Source organism: Burkholderia sp. NFPP32 (genome assembly GCF_900119325.1).
In the GTDB taxonomy this organism is placed as follows: domain Bacteria; phylum Pseudomonadota; class Gammaproteobacteria; order Burkholderiales; family Burkholderiaceae; genus Burkholderia; species Burkholderia pyrrocinia_C.
In genome coordinates this window covers 90726-108994 of record NZ_FPJP01000013.1, presented here as the reverse complement: position 1 = coordinate 108994, position 18269 = coordinate 90726, and the positions used below count along the sequence as shown (strand labels likewise).

Sequence of the window (18269 nt, the reverse complement as noted above, 5' to 3'; positions counted from 1 at the left end):
ATGAACCGGCCTCTTTCCGGACGCATCGCACGCATGCTCCCGGGAATCGCGCTGCTCGCGAACTACCGGCGTGCGTGGCTCTCGCGCGACCTGTATGCGGGCTTGGCGCTCTCCGCGGTGCTGGTTCCGGTCGGCATGAGCTACGCGCAGGCGGCCGGCCTGCCCGCCGTCACCGGGCTCTACGCATCGATCGCCGCGTTGCTCGCCTATGCGGTGCTCGGACCGAGCCGGATCCTCGTCCTGGGCCCGGATTCCGCGCTGGCCGCGTTGATCGCAGCGGCCATCGCGCCGCTCGCCGACCATGATCCGCAGCGGGCCGTCGCGCTGTCCGGCGCGCTGGCACTATCGGCCGGAACGATCTGCATCCTGCTCGGTACGCTCCGCCTCGGGTTCGTCACCGATCTGCTGTCGCGCCCGATCCAGTACGGTTACCTGAACGGCATCGCCATCGCCCTTGCAGTCGGCAGGCTGCCGGAGCTGTTCGGCATGTCCGTGCCGGGTAACGACGTGTTCTCCAGCCTGTCGCATATCGTGCGGGCGCTCGTCGAGCACCGGTTTTCCATCGATGCGTGCGTGCTGGGCGTGGGCGTTCTGGCGGCGATTGCGGCCATGAAACGCGTGACGCCGCGTTGGCCCGGCGTATTGATCGCCGTGCTGGCGGCGACCCTGGCCGCACGCGTATTGCCGTTGCACGGGGTCGCGACGGTCGGCGCGTTGCCCGCCGGCGCGCCCATGCCCCATCTTCCGGCCGTGTCGCTCGCCGACGTGACCGCGCTCGCGTCCGGCGCGGTCGCCGTGGCACTGGTGTCGTTCGCCGACATCAGCATGTTGTCGCGCGCCCTTTCCGCTCGTGCAGGCGACACGCCGGACCGCAACCAGGAACTGGTCGCATTGGGGGCGGCCAATCTGCTGGCTGGCGTGATGCAGGGCTGCGCGGTCAGCAGCAGCGCGTCCCGCACGCCCGTCGCGATTGCCGCGGGCGCGCAAAGCCAGGTCACGAATCTCGTCGCGGCGGCCTGCATCGTGTTGCTGCTCATTGTCGCGCCGGCGCTGCTGACGCTCGTCCCGCGTGCGGCGCTGGCTGCCGTGGTGATTTACGCCGCGTTCGGCATCGCCGACGTCCGCGGCGTGGTGCGACTGTATCGAATGCGCCGCGGCGAATGCCTGATTTCGGTGCTGTGCCTTGCGGGCGTCGTCGGCATGGGTGTCGTACCGGGTGTCCTGCTTGCGAGCGCGCTGTCGCTGCTGTCGTTCGTCTGGCGGGCCTGGCATCCGTACGATGCGGTGCTTGGCCGGCTGGCGGGCGTTCGCGGTTATCACGACATTGCGCGACATCCGGACGCCGTGCAAACACCCGGGCTCGTGCTGTTCCGCTGGGATGCCCCGCTCTTCTATGCCAATGTCGAGATTTTCTGCGAGCATCTGCACGCTGCGCTCACGCAAGCGACGGGCCCGGTCGATCGAGTCGTCGTCGCGGCAGAACCCGTCACCGATATCGATGTCAGCGCGGCGGACCGGCTCGTGGCGCTTCGCGAGGAACTCGGCGAGCAAGGCATCGCGCTGAATTTCGCGGAAATGAAGGGCCCGGTGAAGGATCGCCTGCGCGCTTACGGCTTGTTCGACGTGTTCGGATCGGCCAGCTTCTTTCCGACCGTGACCGACGCGGTCGCGCATCATGTCCGGCGGCAAGGCGAACACGTCGCGCGTCCGTCGTCACCGGGTTCCGCACGAGATCCAGCGGACGAGTAGTCACACGAATGCGTGCGATGGCGCGTGTCGCCTTGCGTGCCCCGGGAAATCATCGTCGATGCGACACGTCCGCGACGGCCGGCGATTCAGACCGTGAACGTGTTCGATTTCCTCATCTCGACCCACGTCATCCCGGCTCGCAGCCCTTCGACCGCGGCCTCGCGCTCGGTGGCATGGGCCCTGTTATGCGCGAACGTGTGTTCGCATGCGCCATCCGGCGACGTGAGCGTCACATGGATCCTGCAATGATAGCCGCCCGTTTCGGCGGCGATCGTCTCGATCGCCACCGACCAGTCCGCATCATGTACTTCGCCTGACACTGTCATCTGACTTCCCTCCATCATCCACGCGGACGGCGCATCCGGCCGCCGCTGGCCGGGTTCACTCGACGACCAGGTCGTCGACGACGGCACGCACGCCTCGTGCGGACCACGCGGCACCGCGCACGGCCTTGCGCTCGGAGAACGAGCCGACCTTGCCGGAGAGCCGCACGGTGCCGTCGCGCACCTCGATCGCGATGTGTTTCGCCTCGCGCTCCGCGTGACGCATGATCGCGCGCTTGATGTTGCTGCCGATGTCGGCCGATCCGATCGCCCCCTGCACGCTGATGTGGTTGGTCACGCCGGTCACGCTGCGCATCTGCGAGATCGCGCGCACGGCCGCATGGCTCTGGTATGCCCAGTCGACCGTGCCGGACAGCGTGATCCAGCCGTGCTCGACCTGCACCTTGACCGCATCGTCGTTCAGACCGACCGTCCAGTGCAGGACCGACCGCACGGCGTTGGCGATGTCCTCGTCGGTGCGGACGTCGTCGTCAGGCAGATGCACGGTCATGTCGACGACGAGTGCCTTGACGCCGGCCACGCGGTTCGCCGCGCGCTCGATCGCCAGTTTCTCCGCGTAGCTTGGCGGGTGACCCGAAATCGTCACGATCCGGTCGGCCACCTCGACACCGATGCGGGTCGCGTCGATCGCCGGGTCCGACTCCAGTTCATCCTGAACGTCCTGCTTCAATTGCTTGTCGGTTTTCATCGCGTGCACTCCTGTGAGCCGCGGCGCGCCTGTCCGCCGCATGCAGCCAGATTTGCACACGCGCGGCGCCGGATCGCTGATGCAGGTCAACGGATATCTCGTGCCGCCGGATCACCCGATCGTCAGCTTCTTCTGTCCGGCCGGCGTCTTCTTCGGCAGCGTCAGCGACAGCACGCCGTCCTGATACGCTGCCGTCGCGTTCGCGTCGTCGATCTCGCCGGGCAGCGAGAACGAGCGGCTGATCGTGCCGCTGTAGCGCTCGCGCCGGATCACGCGCTCGCCTTCCTTCTGCTCGTTGTTGCGTTCGATCTTTGCGTTGATCGATACGGTCCGGCCCGTCACCTGGACGTCGATGTCGTCCTTCGCGACGCCGGGCAATTCCGCGTTGACCTTGTAGGCATTATCGCTTTCCGTGACGTCGATCTTCATCGACGCGAGATCGGGTTCGTCCGTCAGCGTCATGCCTCGCAACGGCCTGAACAGTCCCTGAAACAGGTCGGAGACGGGATCGATCGAAAACGGATCGTAGCGAGTCAGGTTGCTCATGATATGTACTCCTCGAACGGTTGAATCGACCCGGCGCGTTCGTCCTGACGGTGCCGGACCGGAATGCGGGACGCGTCGCTGCGACATACGCCTGTCGCGCGGGGAACGAACCGTCCTGTCAGGAATCCAGCGTAGACGGGCGGGCCGGCTGCGGCTTGATACGCGTCAACGGCGCGAGCCGGTTACGTACAGAACCGGAAAAATCCGCTGTGGAGCAGGATCGGCCGGCCGCCGAGTTCCTCGAGCATGCGGCGTGCCGCGCTTTCGATGGCGGGACGATTGCACGAGAACGCGGCCACGAGATCCGGCTCCCGAGGCGACGCGGCGAGGAAATGATCTTCCAGTGCCGCGGCCGTGATCGCGCATTGCACGCGCCGGCCTTCTACCAGTGCCGGAAAGGCCAGCGCAGGCTCCTGCCCGGAATATGACGGCGATTCGACGGGAAACGAGATTTCCATGACGCTCTCCTGACGGGATGGCGCACCGACCGGCGCTTGCGCAGTTGCGCTATGCGGCCGCAACGGCTGCACGCGTCGCGTCGTCGCCGCGCACGAGCAGTACCGGGCAAATCGACGTGCGCAGGAAGCGTTCCGCGACACTGCCGAGCATCGCGCGCCGGATGCCGCGCCGGCCATGCGTGCCGAGTACGGCCAGATCGATCGCATGTTCGGCGACATAGTGCTGCAGGCGTTCCGCAACATCCTGACCGAGCTCCGTTTCGACGATTTCCGTATCGCCGTTCACTCCGGCGTGCGCGATCGTCCGCTCGGCGTCCCGCAGCACCGCTACGCCGTCGTGTCTGACCTCCTCGATCAATGCATTCGGATCGAGTCGTCCGGCGTAGCTGAGCAGAATGGATTTGTCGACGACGAAAACGGCAAACAGACGGGCCCGATGCAGGCGGGCCATCTTCAGGCCTTCGTCGAGGGCTTGTCTGGACGAAGCACTACCGTCTACGGCGACCATGATATTCGTGTACATACGGACCTCGCGGGATGGACTGGCGTACATGCGACGTTTGGACTTGCCTCCATCATCGGCGCGCGACGGGATCGGACGTTGACCGAAATCAATGGTGCGAAAACCGACAAAATGGATCGAGGTTCGCGAAACGATGCAGGGCTACCAAACGAGATGCGGCACCCTGCGGGGATCGGCCTTGATGAAGGCAGATTGGCGATAGCCGGCGAGGAAGGCCGTGAGTTTCAGGAGGAACCGGCCCGCTTTCGCGAACGCCCTTCGGCATCGGTTTCCCGCGTTGCGGATCATGCGGATGGATGCGGCCCGACCCGGCATGCGTAGAGCAAAATACGTCACTCCAGAATCCTCGTGGATCAAGGCTTCCGGCCCGCGAGTTGACGACTTTATTGATGGTCCTCTCAAAACAATGTCGTCAACTCGCCTACGTCCGCATTAAATTTGCCAACTCGCGTAGTAGGCCTCGACTTCCCACGGTAAGTTCCTGATTTCTTGATCGATTCCTGGCGCACAGATGCAGTTTGTCACGACGCAGTGTTCAGGTTGGATGCCCCTTGTTTCAAGCTAGGTTCGCCGATGGTGGCAGGGCAGTGTTGTGGGGGTTGGACTAGATCAAACAGGCAGCGTCAAATCGGCTGACTTAGTCCGGCCAAATAGGGACCTTGATTCGATTGAGGCGCTAGACATTCAGGGGACTCGTCAATCCAGCAAGCGATCTTTCAGCAGAGAGGGCCGACCTGAGCTATCGACCTTACCCGACGTAGTCACGGGGTCGCAGCATTCTGCAATGAGCTTCACTCTCTTCGACGCTGCTGGGCTTCCACTTGCCGCATGCGGAATACGCGCGCCTGCTCCGAGCGCTAGCGAACTTCTAGAAGCGCGTATTGGACAGAGCGTCCCTGCTCGGTCGGATTGGCACAAGTGGTCTTCAGAATGTGCTCCAAGAGGTCGCGACAAGGAAGTATCGAACTCATTCCGCCTGCGAGGCGTCCCGAGTCAGCTTGACGATTGCGTCGAGCGCACCATTCACCATGCCGCGTACCACTGGCTCTACTTTCTTCGCGACCTCGGGCAGATAGTCGAACGGCGCGTTTTCGCTCATGTAGGTGGACTGGCACATCTCCAGCTGCACCGCGTGCACGCCGTCCTGCGGCGCACCGGCGTGCCGCGTGATGAAGCCGCCCTTGAAGCGGCCGTTCGTAATCCACGTGAACGGACTCGCCGCGGCGACGCGCTGCACCGCTTTCTGCACTGAAGGCGCGGCGGTGCGACCATCCTGCGTGCCGATGTTCAAGTCCGGCAGCTTGCCTTCGAAAAGGCGCGGCAGCACGCTCGCGATCGAGTGCGCTTCCCACAGCAGCACGTTGCGATGCTGGCGGCGCAGGCGCGTCAGTTCTTCATGCAGGGCGTCGTGATACGGCTGCCAGTAAGTGGCCACGCGGCGATTGCGCTCGGCCGCGTCCGGGGCGCAGCCCTCGCGATACAGCGGCTCACCGCGAAAGGTTTCGGTCGGGCACAGCGACGTGGTGGTCTGCCCGGGATACAGGCTTTCGTCGTTCGATGGCCGGTTCAGGTCGATCACGTAACGCGACACGCGCGCACCGAGAATCGTTGCGCCGAGCGCGCGGGCGAATCCGTAGAGGCGGTCCAGATGCCAGTCGGTGTCAGCAACCGTCAGCGCGATATCTGTGTACCGGTCACGCAGCGCATCCGGAATCTGCGTGCCCAGATGGGGAATGGAAATCATTAGCGGCGCATCGCCGCGTTCGAGTGAGATGAGATCGTTCATGGTGCCTGGGATCGGTTGACGGTTACGCTCAGGCGTCGGCGAGAAGCTGCACCAGCGCCCGGCGATAGTCCGCGTAAAGCCTGGCTTCGTCGCGATGACGGCGCTCGTGGATCACGCGCTCGCCGCCGACGAAGACGTCGCGCACCGGCGTGTCGCCGTGCTCGCAAAAGACTGCGGACGACAGCCACGTCGCGCTGGTCTGCTCGGCGAGATCGGGATGGTCAGGGTCGAGCACGATCCAGTCCGCCCGCGCGCCCTGCTTGAGGGCACCGGCCGCGCGGCCGGTCGCACGTGCGCCGCCCGCAAGCGCGCCATGGAACAGGCGGTCCGCGACATGCGATGCCTGCGGCGAGGCCAGCACGTTGCGCTGACGCCGCGCGAGCCGCTGGCCATATTCGAGCAAGCGCAGTTCCGCGCGCCAGTCCACGCTGATATGGCTATCCGAGCCGACGCCGAACGCGCCTCCTGCATCGAGATAGTCGCTTGCGGGGAACAGGCCGTCGCCGAGATTCGCTTCGGTCGTAAGGCACAGGCCCGCAATCGCACCGCTCTCAGCGAGTGCGAGCGTTTCGCTTTCGTCGACGTGCGTCGCATGCACGAGGCACCAGCGCGCGTCGACGTCGAAACGCTCGAGCAGCCATTGTATGGGCCGCGCGCCAAGCGTCGCGACACAGGCGTCGACTTCCGCTGTCTGCTCCGCAATGTGGATATGCACTGGTGCGCCAGGCGACATCGCGTCGAGTCCTTCAAGCGCGGCGCGCAATGAATCTTCCGATACAGCGCGCAGCGAGTGTGGCGCGATTCCGTAACACAGCGCGCCGTGTTCCGGACGCGCGGAGCGCAGCGTGCCGAGAAGCTTCAGAAAGGCGTCCGTCGCGTTGATGAAGCGGCGCTGATCGGCGCGCGGCGGTTGAGCGCCGAAGCCGCTGTACTGGTAGAGCACCGGCAGCATCGTCATGCCGATGCCGGTCTCGCTCGCGGCATCCACGACGCGCTGCGCGAGTTCGGCCGGATGCGCGTGACGGCCGCCGTCCTGCGCGTGGTGCACATAGTGGAACTCACAGACGGACGTATAGCCGGCCTTGAGCATCTCGACATACAGCCAGCGCGCTATCGCGCCCAGCGTCTCGGGCGTGATGCGTGCGGCGAATCGGTACATCAGGTCGCGCCAGCTCCAGAAGCTGTCCGTGGGATTGGCACGGTACTCCGTGAGGCCGGCCATGGCGCGCTGAAACGCGTGCGAATGCAGGTTCGGCATGCCCGGAATGACCGGCCCCGCTGCACGCGCGGCATCCGCCGGCGCGGTGGTCGTGTCGGGCGTAACGGCGACGAGCGTACCGGCGTCGTTCCACTCGATCAGCACGTTGGTACACCAGCCGTCCGGCAGCAGCGCATGCGCTGCGAAGAGCGATTTCGGGGATGAATTCAAGAGTCGGCTTCCGTATCCAGCGACGTGCACACCAGCACGCCGTCTCCTTCTATGGTGATCTCGACGGGATTCGTCCGGTCGATGCGCAGCGTGTCGAGTGGCGTCAGCGCGATGCACGCCGGCCCGGCCTGCACCTCGACAGATCCCTGCGCGCAAAGCAGCAAAGCCGTGTCCGCGGCGAGGGTCCGGCGCCCCGGTGCGCGCACGATGTCGACCGAGGCGCGCGCCGCGCCACGGTATGTCATCAGGTTGAACACCCGCACCGGGCCGTTTGCGAGGTGTGCCGTCACCGGCGCCTCGCCGGGGAAGCGCGCGACGTCAAACTCACCCAGGACGCCTGCGCCGAGCGTCATCCCTGCCCCGTCGAGAACTATCAACAGGCGGTCGATGCCGTCGAAACGCGAGAACGGTCCGTCGCGATCGATATCGGCAATGCTCACGCGCCACTCGTACGCACAGGACGCGACTTCGCGCGTGATGCCGCCGCCGTTCTTCCACGGCGACGCCACGAGTGCGGCGCCGCGTATCAAGGTCGGGCTCACGCGCGCGACAGCACTGCCTGGAGGAATGAGCGCGTACGGGGTTGCGTGGGCGTCGAGAAAATCTGCGCGGGAGGGCCCGCTTCGACGATCTCGCCGCCGTCCATTACAACCACGACGTCCGCCACTTCTTTCGCGAAGCCCATCTCGTGCGTGACCACGAGCATGGTCATGCCTTCGGAGGCGAGCAGCTTCATCACCTGCAGCACTTCGCCCACGAGTTCGGGGTCGAGCGCCGAAGTCGGTTCGTCGAAGAGCATGACACGCGGCTGCATCGCCAGAGCCCGCGCGATGGCGACGCGCTGCTTCTGGCCGCCAGAAAGGCTGGCGGGCATCGCATGCGCCTTGTGCTCGAGGCCCACCTTTTTGAGCAGGGCAAGCGCAGCGGCTTCGGCGTCGGCTTTCGAGGCGCCGCGCAGCATGCGGGGACCCACCGTGATGTTGTGCAGCACCGAGAGATGTGGAAACAGGTTGAACGACTGGAACACCATGCCCACTTCGGTGCGCAGCGCGTTGAGCGAGCGGTCCTTGAGCATCGTGCCGTGATCGACGAGCCGGTGGCCGCAGATATCGATCGTGCCGCGCTCGGGCTGCTCCAGCCCGTTGCAGCAGCGCAGGAACGTGCTCTTGCCCGAACCGCTCGGCCCGATCACGACCACGACCTGGCTCGGCTGTATGTCGAAGTCGATGCCGTTCAATACGCGATGTGTGCCGAACGACTTTGTGAGTTCGCGAATGCTGACGATAGGTTGAGCGCTGCTCATTGCACCATACCTCCTGCGCGCAGCCGACGCTCGACGCGATGAAGAATGAAGTTGGTCGTTTGCGTGAGCACGAGATACACGAGCGCGATCACGATATACACCTCGAGCGACCGGTAGGACACGCTGATGATCTTCTGGCCTTCATGCATGAGGTCGTGAATCGTCAGCAGCGACACCAGGGCCGAGTTCTTGATTAGCGCGATGAACTCGTTGCCGAGCGGGGGAATCATGCGCACGATGGCCTGCGGCAGAATGATCGCGCGCATGGCCTGTCCCGACGACATGCCGATGGAGCGCGCCGCTTCCATCTGTCCGCGATCCACCGACTGGATCGCACCGCGCACGATCTCCGACACGTAGGCCGCCGAATACAGCCCGAGCCCGAGCATGCCGCACACGAACGCGGGCAAGAGGATGTCGAATTGCGGCAAGCCGAAGAACAGCAGAAACAGCTGCACGAGCAGCGGCGTGCCGCGGAAGAAGATCAGATAGCCGGTGCAGAAGCCATAAACGAGCCGCCGCTGCGGATAGAGCCGGCCGATGCCGATCAGGAGGCCGAGCAGGCACGAGAGCACGAGCGCGGCGGCGGTCACTTCCACCGTGACCAGCGCGCCGTGCGCGATGTCGGCCCAACCGGCGAATGCCGGCGTGAAGTCGAGTTGCATGATTCGGGTCCGCCGAATTACTTCGCGTTCGCCGTGGTGCTGGCACTCGCGCCGAACCACTTCTTCACGATAGCGTTGTAGGTGCCGTCCGCCTTGATCTTCGCGAGCGCGGCATTCATCTGGTCGCGCAGTTGCGATTCGTCCTTGCGCACCGCGATGCCGTACGCTTCGGTCGTCAGCTCCTTATCGAGCACGCGGAAACCGGGGCGCGTGCGCACGAACTGGTACGCTGCGGGCTTGCCAGTGACGGCGGCGTCGGCACGGCCGATACCGACGAGATCGAACATTTCCTGGTTCTTTTCCACCTCCACGCGCTGCACCTGGGGATAGTTGTCGCGCAGGAAATTGACGGACTTGGTGCCGACCTGCACGCTTACTTTCTTGCCGTTGAGATCGGCGAGGGTCTTGATCGGCGAGTCCGCCTTGACGAGCGCGGAGAGGCCGCCCGCGAAGTACGACTGAGTGAAATCGACCACCTGCGCGCGCTCCGGCGTGATGTAGATGCCCGAGATCGCCGCGTCGAACCGCCGCGCCACGAGACCCGGAATCAGCCCCTTGAAGTCGATGTCCGTCCACTGGACCTGCTTGCCCATCGCCTTGGCCAGTGCGTTCATGATATCGATGTCGAAGCCGGTGCGCTGGCCCTTGTCGACGAATTCCATCGGCGGGAAGGTCGCGTCGGTTGCAACGTTGAGCACGTTCGAATCCTGCGCGAATGCCGTGCCGGGCGCGATCGCCGTCAGCAGCGCCATGCCGAGGCTTGCAGCGGAGAGAAGGGTTTTCAATTTCATGGTGCGGGCTCCAGAGTGTATGATCGTCGTTGAGTGAGGCTCAGGCAGATTGCAGTCGGGTGGAGATGCCGTTGGCCGTTCGCACGGTCCAGTCGGCGAGTTGTTGTTCGCGACCCGCCGCGCGCGAGGACGGGGCCATCAGCGTGATTGATGCGCATGCGCCCGCGCTGCGCGACATTCGCCGGAACACCGGTGCACTCACGCCCCAGACGCCGGGATCGACTTCGCTGTCGCTTACGGCATAACCGCGCGCGCGAATTCGCTCAAGCTCCGTTTCAAGGGCGGCCCGCGCCGTGTCGTCACCGGCGAACTGACGCTCCAGCGCCTCGTTGCGCGTTTTCTCCGCCATGAAGGCGAGCAGCGACTTGGCGGACGCGCCCGCGCGCAACGGCACCGCGCGGCCCTTTTCGAACGAGCAACGCAGCGAGTGCGTGCTCTCGACCATTTCGAGGCAGATCACCTGGTCGTTCACGGCGATGATGAGCCCGACGCTCTCCTGCGTCGCGCGCGAGAGCTCCGCCATGCCGTCGCGGCTCGCTTCGACCAGCATCGAATTGATGTCGAAGCCGAGTGCGAGCTGCAAGCTCACGGGACCGGGGGCATAGCAGCCCGCGTCCTCCGTCACGAAGCCCCAGCGCTTAAGCAGCGTGATTTGGCGATAGAGCGTGCTTTGCGCGAGGCCGGTCACGCCGAGCATGTCCTTCACGGACATGGCTTTACCGTGACTCGCGAGCGCAGTAAGTACGAGCAGCAGGCGCTCGGCGCCGATGACGCTGGATTCCTGTTTCACGTTGAGTCTTGCCCGAAGAGTTGCGATTCCGATGACGCAGAATGCCACGTCGCTCCCGCTGGACAAAAATGCGATTCCCATTCAGTGGGAATGATGAGTTGGGGTTTACACCGCTGCTTACCTAATGCCATGCTCAGTCGCAGCAGTACGGCAATGCGAACGTCGCAGTCAATACGCGGGCGGGCTGACGCAACAGCGCCATCGTGTATTAGACAGCGTGGGCAACGTCGCCTCGATCGCACGGCGCTAGGCACTGAAGTTAGCTCTTTTGAGTTTAGACCTGCCCGCTTGAGCCACTCGCGGGGCTAGTCGACTGGTCTGACGAAAACCGCGATGGTTTTTTCCGACGCATTGCCTCGTTTGAAGCGTCGTTTGATCATGGTGCGGCCACCATGGCATCGAGTCCGGTCTTTTTGAGATTACGGCCCTGTAGTCGAATGACCGGTGTATTTCGTTACCCGACGCCAAAACTTTGATCCAGCGAACGGCAATTCTGGGTCGTTCAGCATCGTTCGCGTCGCCCCAGAACAGCCATTCTTTGTCGCGTGCCGATCCTGACGTCGGGATGAACGCGCCAGCGAGTACCTTCTTATCACGATGGCCTGATTACGGCCCGAAACTGGCGATCAGGGCAACGCGTGACCAGGAGGTGCCGGCGCCGCAGGGGGGTTGACACTGGTCTTCGCAAGGCCGCGGCCAGTGACAACTTTATTTCGCAACGCACAACCTCATGAATTTCCGAGAGTTTCGAATCTTCCAGTCGACATCGACCGGCGAAGTGACAACTTTCCTTCGCAAACGGTGACGACTTTATTTTGGTCTACGGCATGACGGGCGACTTCTTCGGCGGGGAGCACGCACGTGTTATCGTGAGCGGAGTGCCACATCGTCGCGATGCCGGTCGAACCGGCCGCCGCGATCGTTCCCTGCGCCTTCGCGCGCCACCTGGCTGCCGGTGGCGCGTTCCATCGATTCACGTATGTGCCGCGCTGCCCGAACCCGGCGCGCTATCTGGAGGCCATGCGCATCCGCGCCGTCCGGCTCGGCATCGCGTGGATGAACTTTCCGCCCGCCATCATGTATCGCTTCGAACGTCGGATCGAAGCGGTCGGCCATCATCGGCGCTGGCGCGCGGCCGCCGTCGGAGGCGGTCGCGCAAGCAACTGCCCTGCACGGTCTCGACACAACCCGATTTCCCCGTACCCCATCACTCGACTCGAGCGGCGCCGGGCAGTCATCAGACGGAAGTCCATCATCATCATGAACGCTCTCGGGTATTGGCTGCTGTTCGGCCTCCTACGGTTCCTGTCCATTCTTCCGTACTCGCTGGTCGCGAGAACCGGCAGCGGCATCGGCGCTGCGCTCTACCGGATACCGAGCCGACGCAAGCACGTGGTGCATGTCAACCTGCAACTCTGCTTTCCGCTGAAGACCGACGAGGAGCGCGACGTGCTCGCGCGTGCCCATTTCGAACATGTCGTCCGGAGCTACCTGGAGCGCGGATTCCAGTGGTTCGGCAACGCTCGGTCGCTCAATCGCCTGGTCGAGATGGACAGCCGCATCGATCTCCACGATCCGGATGCGCCGCCGACGATCTTCATGGGTTTTCACTTCGTCGGCATCGAGGTGGGCTGCATGCTCTATTCGTCGTCGCTGCCCGTGGCGGCACTCTACACGCGCATGTCGAACCGTCGCGTGTGCGACCTCGCCAAACGTCAGCGCGGGCGCTTCGGCGCCGAGATGATCGAACGCAGTGCGAGCGCGAAACACCTCGTCAGACTACTTCGCGCGGGCACCCCGGTGATGCTCGCCGCGGACATGGATCACGGCACGACGGGTTCGGTGTTTGCGCCGCTGTTCGGCGTGCAGGCCTGCACGTTGACGTCGGTATCGCGGCTGGCGAAGCTGAGCGGCGCGCGGGTCGTACCGTTCGTGACCGAAGTGCTGCCGGAATTCCGCGGCTACAAGCTGACCATCTTCGAGCCGCTCGACAGCTATCCGACCGGCAGCGAGTCGTTCGATGCGCGCACGATGAATTCCTTTCTCGAGGAGCAGATCCTTCGATTTCCCGAGCAGTACTACTGGGTGCACCGACGGTTCAAGCATCGCCCGGCAGGCGAGCCAGGCGTCTATTGACGGCTGCATGAGCGGCAGATGCCAATTTGAATGATATTTGTCGTGCCATGACGAGCCGACTTCTCTCTGCCCTACGATCGGGGCGGTAAATCAGGCGGCAGCGGCTGCCATGCCCCGCTGTTCTTGCCGACCAGCGCCGAGGCCTGCCGATCGATGCAGCGCTGTTGATCGCCTGAGGCACGACCACCGTGGCGATCCGAAACGCGATGCCTCCATGACGTCGGCTTGCGAAATGCGCGCGCGAGGAAACCACGGGGCCGCATCCGCGACACCGCGGTCGATCTTCGACGGCGTGCCGAGCACGCACCCGGCAACTACCACTACTGCCAGTACCCCTGCTGTCCGTGCCCCCGTAATCTTGTCGACATCGCTGGCGCGCCGTCGAAGGCCGCGCCGCTTCGACCGGAGACACGACAGATGCCATTTGACTGGACGCAGGAACAGCATGCGACGCTCGCGCGTTTTCGCGGGATCGGCGCGGAGATCGCGGCTGCCGCGGAGCACGACGGCAGCGCGCCCGTCGGCTTCGACGCAGCCGGCTGGGCACGGCTCGGGCAGGAGGGACTGTGGGACATGATCGTGCCGGAGACGTACGGCGGCGACGGTCACGGCTGGTGGCACTTTTCCGCGGCACTCGAGGGGCTCGCGTCGGCGATCCGCCGCCCGGCGCTGCTGCTGTCGGTGATCGCGCAGGCCGGCATGGTGCGCGCGCTCGAACGATACGGCACGGCGCCGCAGCGGGACCGCTATTTCGGCGCGATCCTGCGCGGCGAGCTGAGCGCGACCGCGATTGCCGAACCGGGCACCGGCACCGACGTGCGCAGCATTGCGACGAAGCTGGTCGAGCACGGCGACGGCTATCGGCTGACCGGCAGCAAATTCAATATCGCGCATGCGCCGCTCGCGCGCTTCATCCTCGTCGTCACGCGCATCGATACGCCCGGCCGGCGCAATACCGCGCTCGTGATCGTCGATCGCGACCAGCCGGGCATGACCGTCGCCGCGCCCGACCGCAAGCTCGGCCTCGACGACCTGCCCACCGGCGCGCTGCATTTCGACGACTGCCCGATCGCGCGCAGCCAGTTGCTGGGCGAGCCCGGTGCAGGGCTCGGCAACCTGATCGACATCATTTCGCTCGGCCGCCTCTACTACGGTCTCGTTGCCGCGCAGGTGACCACGCCGTATCTGCGCGACGCGATCGGCTATTGCCGCGACCGGCGCAGCTTCGACAGCACGATCGACGCGCATCAGTACGTGCAGGGCCGTCTCGTGGACCTGCAGATCGGCATCGAGCGCGGCACGTGGCTCGCGCGCGGCGCGCTCGCGCAGCTGCTGACGGATCACCCGCACGCGTTGATGACCTGCTCGATCGCGAAGCTGGTCGGCGCGCAGGATCTCGTCGACGGCGCGCTCGGCCTCGTGCGGCTGTACGGCAGCCTCGGCTACCAGGCCGGGCCGGTGGCCGCGTTCGCATCGGATGCGCTCGGCTTCATGAGCGTCGGCGGGACCGAGGAAATGCATCGCAAGAACATCTTCAACCAGATGATGCGCGCCGGCTGAACGCCCGCGCCATCGATACGCGTAACACGCGCCCTACAGGAAACCACGCATGACACCGACGAACCGACGCCCTTCCCGCCTGCGCCGCTCCTGGCTGTTTCTCGCCGGCGCCGATCACGATGCGCTCGTTGACGGCGCCGCGAGCGGCGCTGACGTCCTGATCCAGGAACTCGAAACCTTTACGCCGCCCGACCGGCGTCCGGCCGCGCGCGAGCTCAGCGAGCGCGTGCTCGCGGGCTGGCGCGACGCCGGCATACTGGCATCCGTGCGCGTGAACCCGCTCGACGCGGGCGGGATCGACGACCTGCGCGCCGCGATGCGCGGCCGCCCGGACATCGTGATGATGTCGTATGTCGCGACGCCCGAGCAGGTCGTCGCGCTCGACGAAGCCGTGACGCGTTTCGAGCGCGAATACGATATCGCGCCCGGTTCGACGGAACTGGTGCCGAACGTCGAGACAACGCTCGGCCTCGTGAACACGATGGCGATCGCGCGTTCGAGCCCGCGCGTGACGGCCGTGCTCGTCGCGACCGAGGACATGGTGGCCGACATGGGCGCCGAGCGCACGCGCGCGGGCCGCGAGCTCGACTATGTGCGCTCGCGTTTTCGCGTCGAATGCGCGGCGGTCGGCGTCACGGCGATCGACTGCCCGTACAGCTATGCCGACAACGAAGGCGCGGAGCTCGACATGCGCGTGTCGCGCGGCCTGGGTTATCAGGCGAAAGCGATCGTCAACTCGCAGTTCGTGCCGGTCGTCAATCGCGTGCTCACGCCGACGGCCGACGAAGTCGCCCTCGCCCGCCGCGTGATCGACGCGTTCGACACCGCGCGGCGCGAATCCGGCGGCCGCCGCGTCGCCGCGGCCGTCGTCGACGGTTTCCTCGCGGAAGTCCCCGACTATCTCGCCGCGCATCGGCTGATCGGCCGCGCGACCCGCTTCGGCATCGCATGAGCCACGCCATGGATACGATCGCAACGCGCCTGAAGGCGCTGAAAACACTCGCGCACGCGGCGCCGCACGTGCCCGCCCAGGATTGGCCCGACACGCCGCACGCGCAGTTCGAGCGCTGGCTCGACGAGGCCGTCGCCGCCGGGGCACTCGAACCGCAGGTGATGACGCTGTCGACGGTCCGCCCGGACGGACGGCCCGACGCGCGCTCCGTCGTGCTGCTGAACGTCGACGCGCGCGGCTGGCATTTCGCGGCGAGCACGCGCAGCCCCAAGGGGCGCCAGCTCGAAAATCGGCCGTACGCCGCACTGACGTTCTATTGGCCGGCGATCGCGAGCCAGGTCCGGCTGAGCGGCCCGGTCGAACGGCTGCCGGCCGCCGAAGGCCGCGCCGATTTCGCGGGCCGCCCCGAGCGGTCGCGCGCGAGCATCCTGGCCGGACGGCAAAGCGAACGGCTCGACGATCCCGCCGACCTGACGCGCGCGATCGACGCGCAGCTCGCGCGGCTGGCCGCCGACCCGACCCTCGTGTCTGACGACTGGCACCTGTACGCGCTGGCGCCGGACGAAGCCGAATTCTGGCGCGCGGACAGCGCGCGGCGCTTCGCGCGGCAGGCCTACCGTCGCGCCGGTCAACGCTGGGAACGGTGCGCGCTATGGCCGTGAAGTCCGCCGACGAGCATGCATCGCAGCCGCGCGACGGCATGCATGACCGACTGCACGAAGACACGCGGCTCGCGCACGCGGGCCGCGACAGCGCCGCGTGGCACGGTTTCGTCAATCCGCCCGTCTACCATGCGTCGACCGTGCTCAGCCCGACGGTGTCGGATCTGCTGAACCGTACGCAGCCGTATATCTACGGCCGCCGCGGCACACCGACGACGGACGCGCTCGAGCGCGCGGTGACGAGCCTCGAGGGCGGCGCCGGCGCGGTGCTGTGTCCGTCGGGGTTGTCCGCGTGCACGCTTGCGCTGCTGTCCTGCCTGAAACCCGGCGATCACCTGCTGATGACCGCATCGGTCTACGGCCCGGTGCGTCATGCGTGCGAAGGCGTGCTCGCGCGGCTCGGCGTCGAGACGACCTGGTACGACGCCGGCACGCCCGTTGCAGCCGCATTCCGCGCGAACACGCGGGCACTGTACGTCGAAGTTCCGGGGTCCTATACGTTCGACATGCACGATATCCCCGCGCTTGTCCGGCTCGCGCATGCGCACGGCGCGCTGGTGATCGCGGACAACAGCTGGGCCACGCCGCTCTTCTTCCGGCCGCATGCGTTCGGCATCGACCTGTCGATCCAGGCCGGCACCAAGTACCTGGTCGGGCATTCGGATGCGATGCTCGGCACGGTATCGGCCAACGAGCGCGCATGGCCCGCGCTGAAGCAACTGTACGGCGATCTCGGTCTGTGCGCGGGCCCCGACGACGTCTACCTCGCGCTGCGCGGGTTGCGCACGCTCGGCGTGCGGCTGCGGCAGCACCAGCGCAACGCGCTCGCGGTCGCGAGCTGGCTCGCGTCGCGCGCCGAGGTGCAGCGCGTGCTGTATCCGGCGCTGCCCGGCGACGACGGCCACACGCTGTGGCGCCGCGATTTCGGCGGCGCATCGGGGCTGTTCTCGGTCGTGCTGCGGCCTGCGCCGCAGCATGCGATCGAAGCGTTTCTCGACCACCTGACGCTGTTCGGGCTCGGTTACTCGTGGGGCGGCTACGAGAGCCTCGCGCTGCCGTTCGAACTGGGCGCGCACGGCCTCGCGGAGCGCTGGCCGCCCGGCAGCCGCGGCGTGCGCCTGCACATCGGGCTCGAGGATGCCGACGACCTGATCGCCGATCTCGCCGCCGGTCTCGACCGCTATGCGGCGTGCGCGGATGCCGGTGCCTGCGGGGATGCCGCGCGATGCTGACCGTCTGGGGCCGCCGCACGTCGTTCAACGTGCAGAAGGTGTTGTGGCTCATCGGCGAGCTGGGATTGCCGTACCGGCACATCCCGGCCGGCGGCGAGCACGGCTCGCTGCAGACCCCCGCGTTCGCGGCGCTGAACCCGACCTGCCGGATCCCGGTGATCGACTGGGACGGCGACGTCGTCTGGGAGTCGCACACGATCCTGCGTTATCTCGCCGCGCGCGTGCCGAACAATCCGTTCTGGTGCCGCGACACGTTCGCACGTTCGCGCGCGGAGCGCTGGATGGACTGGTCGCAGACTTCGCTCGAGCCCGACGTGATGACCGGATTGTTCTGGGCGCTGGTGCGAACGCCGCGGGAGCGGCGCGACGACGCGATCGTGCGCGACAAGGCCGAGCGCAGCGCCACGCACTACCGGCTGCTCGACCGGCTGTTGTCGACGCAGCCTTTTCTGGGCGGCGCAACGCCGGGCCTGGCCGACATTCCGGCCGGCGCGACGCTGTTCCGCTATTTCTCGCTCGACGTCGAGCGGCCGCCGTTGCCGCACGTCGAGGCCTGGTACGCCCGCCTGTGCCGACGGCCCGCCTACCGCGAACAGGTAATGGTGTCGTTCGACGCGCTGCGCGGCCAGCCGGGCTGACTTCCTACTCAATCACA

The 18269-nt window shown here is 65.9% G+C and carries 19 protein-coding genes; 7 read left to right on the top strand and 12 right to left on the bottom strand.

Annotation, left to right across the window (positions count from 1 at the left end; all coding sequences use genetic code 11):
• Positions 1 to 1749, top strand: coding sequence for a SulP family inorganic anion transporter (locus BT264_RS23250; RefSeq protein WP_072441136.1), 1749 nt, complete (start codon positions 1 to 3; stop codon positions 1747 to 1749).
• An 86-nt stretch (positions 1750 to 1835) separates the two neighbouring features.
• Here the strand turns inward: BT264_RS23250 and BT264_RS23245 are convergent, their stop codons facing one another.
• The 12 genes from BT264_RS23245 to BT264_RS23190 all read right to left on the bottom strand — a co-directional run bounded on the left by BT264_RS23245 (position 1836) and on the right by BT264_RS23190 (position 11072).
• The gene (locus BT264_RS23245; RefSeq protein WP_072441134.1) at positions 1836 to 2075 is read right to left on the bottom strand and encodes a hypothetical protein; all 240 of its coding nucleotides are present in this window, start codon (positions 2073 to 2075) and stop codon (positions 1836 to 1838) included.
• Between the two features lie 55 nt (positions 2076 to 2130).
• Positions 2131 to 2781 (bottom strand): BON domain-containing protein, encoded by a 651-nt coding sequence (locus BT264_RS23240; protein WP_072441396.1) that lies wholly within the window; start codon positions 2779 to 2781, stop codon positions 2131 to 2133.
• A 111-nt stretch (positions 2782 to 2892) separates the two neighbouring features.
• Complete coding sequence (locus BT264_RS23235; protein WP_072441132.1) at positions 2893 to 3327, bottom strand: Hsp20/alpha crystallin family protein; 435 nt, start codon at positions 3325 to 3327, stop codon at positions 2893 to 2895.
• Between the two features lie 182 nt (positions 3328 to 3509).
• The gene (locus BT264_RS23230; protein WP_072441130.1) at positions 3510 to 3785 is read right to left on the bottom strand and encodes a DUF1488 family protein; all 276 of its coding nucleotides are present in this window, start codon (positions 3783 to 3785) and stop codon (positions 3510 to 3512) included.
• Positions 3786 to 3834: 49 nt separating this feature from the next.
• Positions 3835 to 4308 carry a universal stress protein gene (locus BT264_RS23225; RefSeq protein ID WP_072441128.1) on the bottom strand — a complete coding sequence of 158 codons (474 nt, stop codon included), beginning with the start codon at positions 4306 to 4308 and terminating at the stop codon, positions 3835 to 3837.
• A 967-nt stretch (positions 4309 to 5275) separates the two neighbouring features.
• Positions 5276 to 6094 (bottom strand): N-formylglutamate deformylase, encoded by an 819-nt coding sequence (hutG, locus tag BT264_RS23220; RefSeq protein WP_072441126.1) that lies wholly within the window; start codon positions 6092 to 6094, stop codon positions 5276 to 5278.
• A gap of 28 nt (positions 6095 to 6122) precedes the next feature.
• Complete coding sequence (locus tag BT264_RS23215) at positions 6123 to 7523, bottom strand: formimidoylglutamate deiminase (RefSeq protein WP_072441124.1); 1401 nt, start codon at positions 7521 to 7523, stop codon at positions 6123 to 6125.
• The gene (locus tag BT264_RS23210) at positions 7520 to 8065 is read right to left on the bottom strand and encodes a HutD/Ves family protein (RefSeq protein WP_072441121.1); all 546 of its coding nucleotides are present in this window, start codon (positions 8063 to 8065) and stop codon (positions 7520 to 7522) included. Before BT264_RS23210 ends, BT264_RS23215 begins: the two co-directional genes overlap by 4 nt.
• The gene (locus BT264_RS23205; protein WP_006752176.1) at positions 8062 to 8826 is read right to left on the bottom strand and encodes an amino acid ABC transporter ATP-binding protein; all 765 of its coding nucleotides are present in this window, start codon (positions 8824 to 8826) and stop codon (positions 8062 to 8064) included. Before BT264_RS23205 ends, BT264_RS23210 begins: the two co-directional genes overlap by 4 nt.
• Positions 8823 to 9491, bottom strand: coding sequence for an amino acid ABC transporter permease (locus tag BT264_RS23200; RefSeq protein ID WP_006752177.1), 669 nt, complete (start codon positions 9489 to 9491; stop codon positions 8823 to 8825). The genes BT264_RS23205 and BT264_RS23200 overlap by 4 nt, the downstream gene beginning before the upstream one ends.
• 17 nt (positions 9492 to 9508) lie before the next feature.
• On the bottom strand, positions 9509 to 10282 hold the full coding sequence (locus BT264_RS23195) for a transporter substrate-binding domain-containing protein (RefSeq protein WP_006752178.1): 774 nt from the start codon (positions 10280 to 10282) through the stop codon (positions 9509 to 9511).
• Between the two features lie 40 nt (positions 10283 to 10322).
• The gene (locus tag BT264_RS23190; protein ID WP_043173670.1) at positions 10323 to 11072 is read right to left on the bottom strand and encodes an IclR family transcriptional regulator; all 750 of its coding nucleotides are present in this window, start codon (positions 11070 to 11072) and stop codon (positions 10323 to 10325) included.
• A gap of 1260 nt (positions 11073 to 12332) precedes the next feature.
• On the opposite strand from BT264_RS23190, the gene BT264_RS23185 reads away from it, so the two are divergent.
• From BT264_RS23185 to BT264_RS23160, 6 genes are all read left to right on the top strand, one after another.
• The gene (locus BT264_RS23185) at positions 12333 to 13208 is read left to right on the top strand and encodes a lipid A biosynthesis lauroyl acyltransferase (RefSeq protein WP_072441393.1); all 876 of its coding nucleotides are present in this window, start codon (positions 12333 to 12335) and stop codon (positions 13206 to 13208) included.
• Positions 13209 to 13625: 417 nt separating this feature from the next.
• Positions 13626 to 14768, top strand: coding sequence for an acyl-CoA dehydrogenase family protein (locus BT264_RS23180; RefSeq protein WP_072441119.1), 1143 nt, complete (start codon positions 13626 to 13628; stop codon positions 14766 to 14768).
• Between the two features lie 49 nt (positions 14769 to 14817).
• Positions 14818 to 15720, top strand: a complete 903-nt coding sequence (locus BT264_RS23175; protein ID WP_072441117.1) for an HpcH/HpaI aldolase/citrate lyase family protein — start codon at positions 14818 to 14820, stop codon at positions 15718 to 15720.
• Between the two features lie 8 nt (positions 15721 to 15728).
• Entirely contained in the window at positions 15729 to 16382 is a 654-nt protein-coding gene (locus tag BT264_RS23170) for a pyridoxine/pyridoxamine 5'-phosphate oxidase (RefSeq protein ID WP_083534174.1), read from the top strand.
• Positions 16383 to 16420: 38 nt separating this feature from the next.
• Positions 16421 to 17614, top strand: a complete 1194-nt coding sequence (metC, locus tag BT264_RS23165; RefSeq protein WP_072441390.1) for a cystathionine beta-lyase — start codon at positions 16421 to 16423, stop codon at positions 17612 to 17614.
• Positions 17608 to 18252, top strand: a complete 645-nt coding sequence (locus tag BT264_RS23160) for a glutathione S-transferase family protein (RefSeq protein WP_072441112.1) — start codon at positions 17608 to 17610, stop codon at positions 18250 to 18252. The genes metC and BT264_RS23160 overlap by 7 nt, the downstream gene beginning before the upstream one ends.
• The last annotated feature ends 17 nt before the right edge of the window (positions 18253 to 18269 follow it).

Excerpts from the sequence above, each read along its gene's own strand:
- BT264_RS23200 (WP_006752177.1), bottom strand. The coding sequence starts at position 9,491 with ATGCAACTCGACTTCACGCCGGCATTCGCCGGTTGGGCCGACATCGCG.
- BT264_RS23225 (WP_072441128.1), bottom strand. The coding sequence starts at position 4,308 with ATGTACACGAATATCATGGTCGCCGTAGACGGTAGTGCTTCGTCCAGA.
- BT264_RS23240 (WP_072441396.1), bottom strand. The coding sequence starts at position 2,781 with ATGAAAACCGACAAGCAATTGAAGCAGGACGTTCAGGATGAACTGGAG.
- BT264_RS23235 (WP_072441132.1), bottom strand. The coding sequence starts at position 3,327 with ATGAGCAACCTGACTCGCTACGATCCGTTTTCGATCGATCCCGTCTCC.
- BT264_RS23160 (WP_072441112.1), top strand. The coding sequence starts at position 17,608 with ATGCTGACCGTCTGGGGCCGCCGCACGTCGTTCAACGTGCAGAAGGTG.
- BT264_RS23245 (WP_072441134.1), bottom strand. The coding sequence starts at position 2,075 with ATGACAGTGTCAGGCGAAGTACATGATGCGGACTGGTCGGTGGCGATC.
- BT264_RS23185 (WP_072441393.1), top strand. The coding sequence starts at position 12,333 with ATGAACGCTCTCGGGTATTGGCTGCTGTTCGGCCTCCTACGGTTCCTG.
- BT264_RS23170 (WP_083534174.1), top strand. The coding sequence starts at position 15,729 with ATGGATACGATCGCAACGCGCCTGAAGGCGCTGAAAACACTCGCGCAC.
- hutG (WP_072441126.1), bottom strand. The coding sequence starts at position 6,094 with ATGAACGATCTCATCTCACTCGAACGCGGCGATGCGCCGCTAATGATT.
- BT264_RS23175 (WP_072441117.1), top strand. The coding sequence starts at position 14,818 with ATGACACCGACGAACCGACGCCCTTCCCGCCTGCGCCGCTCCTGGCTG.
- BT264_RS23230 (WP_072441130.1), bottom strand. The coding sequence starts at position 3,785 with ATGGAAATCTCGTTTCCCGTCGAATCGCCGTCATATTCCGGGCAGGAG.
- BT264_RS23195 (WP_006752178.1), bottom strand. The coding sequence starts at position 10,282 with ATGAAATTGAAAACCCTTCTCTCCGCTGCAAGCCTCGGCATGGCGCTG.
- BT264_RS23205 (WP_006752176.1), bottom strand. The coding sequence starts at position 8,826 with ATGAGCAGCGCTCAACCTATCGTCAGCATTCGCGAACTCACAAAGTCG.
- BT264_RS23180 (WP_072441119.1), top strand. The coding sequence starts at position 13,626 with ATGCCATTTGACTGGACGCAGGAACAGCATGCGACGCTCGCGCGTTTT.
- BT264_RS23250 (WP_072441136.1), top strand. The coding sequence starts at position 1 with ATGAACCGGCCTCTTTCCGGACGCATCGCACGCATGCTCCCGGGAATC.
- metC (WP_072441390.1), top strand. The coding sequence starts at position 16,421 with ATGCATGACCGACTGCACGAAGACACGCGGCTCGCGCACGCGGGCCGC.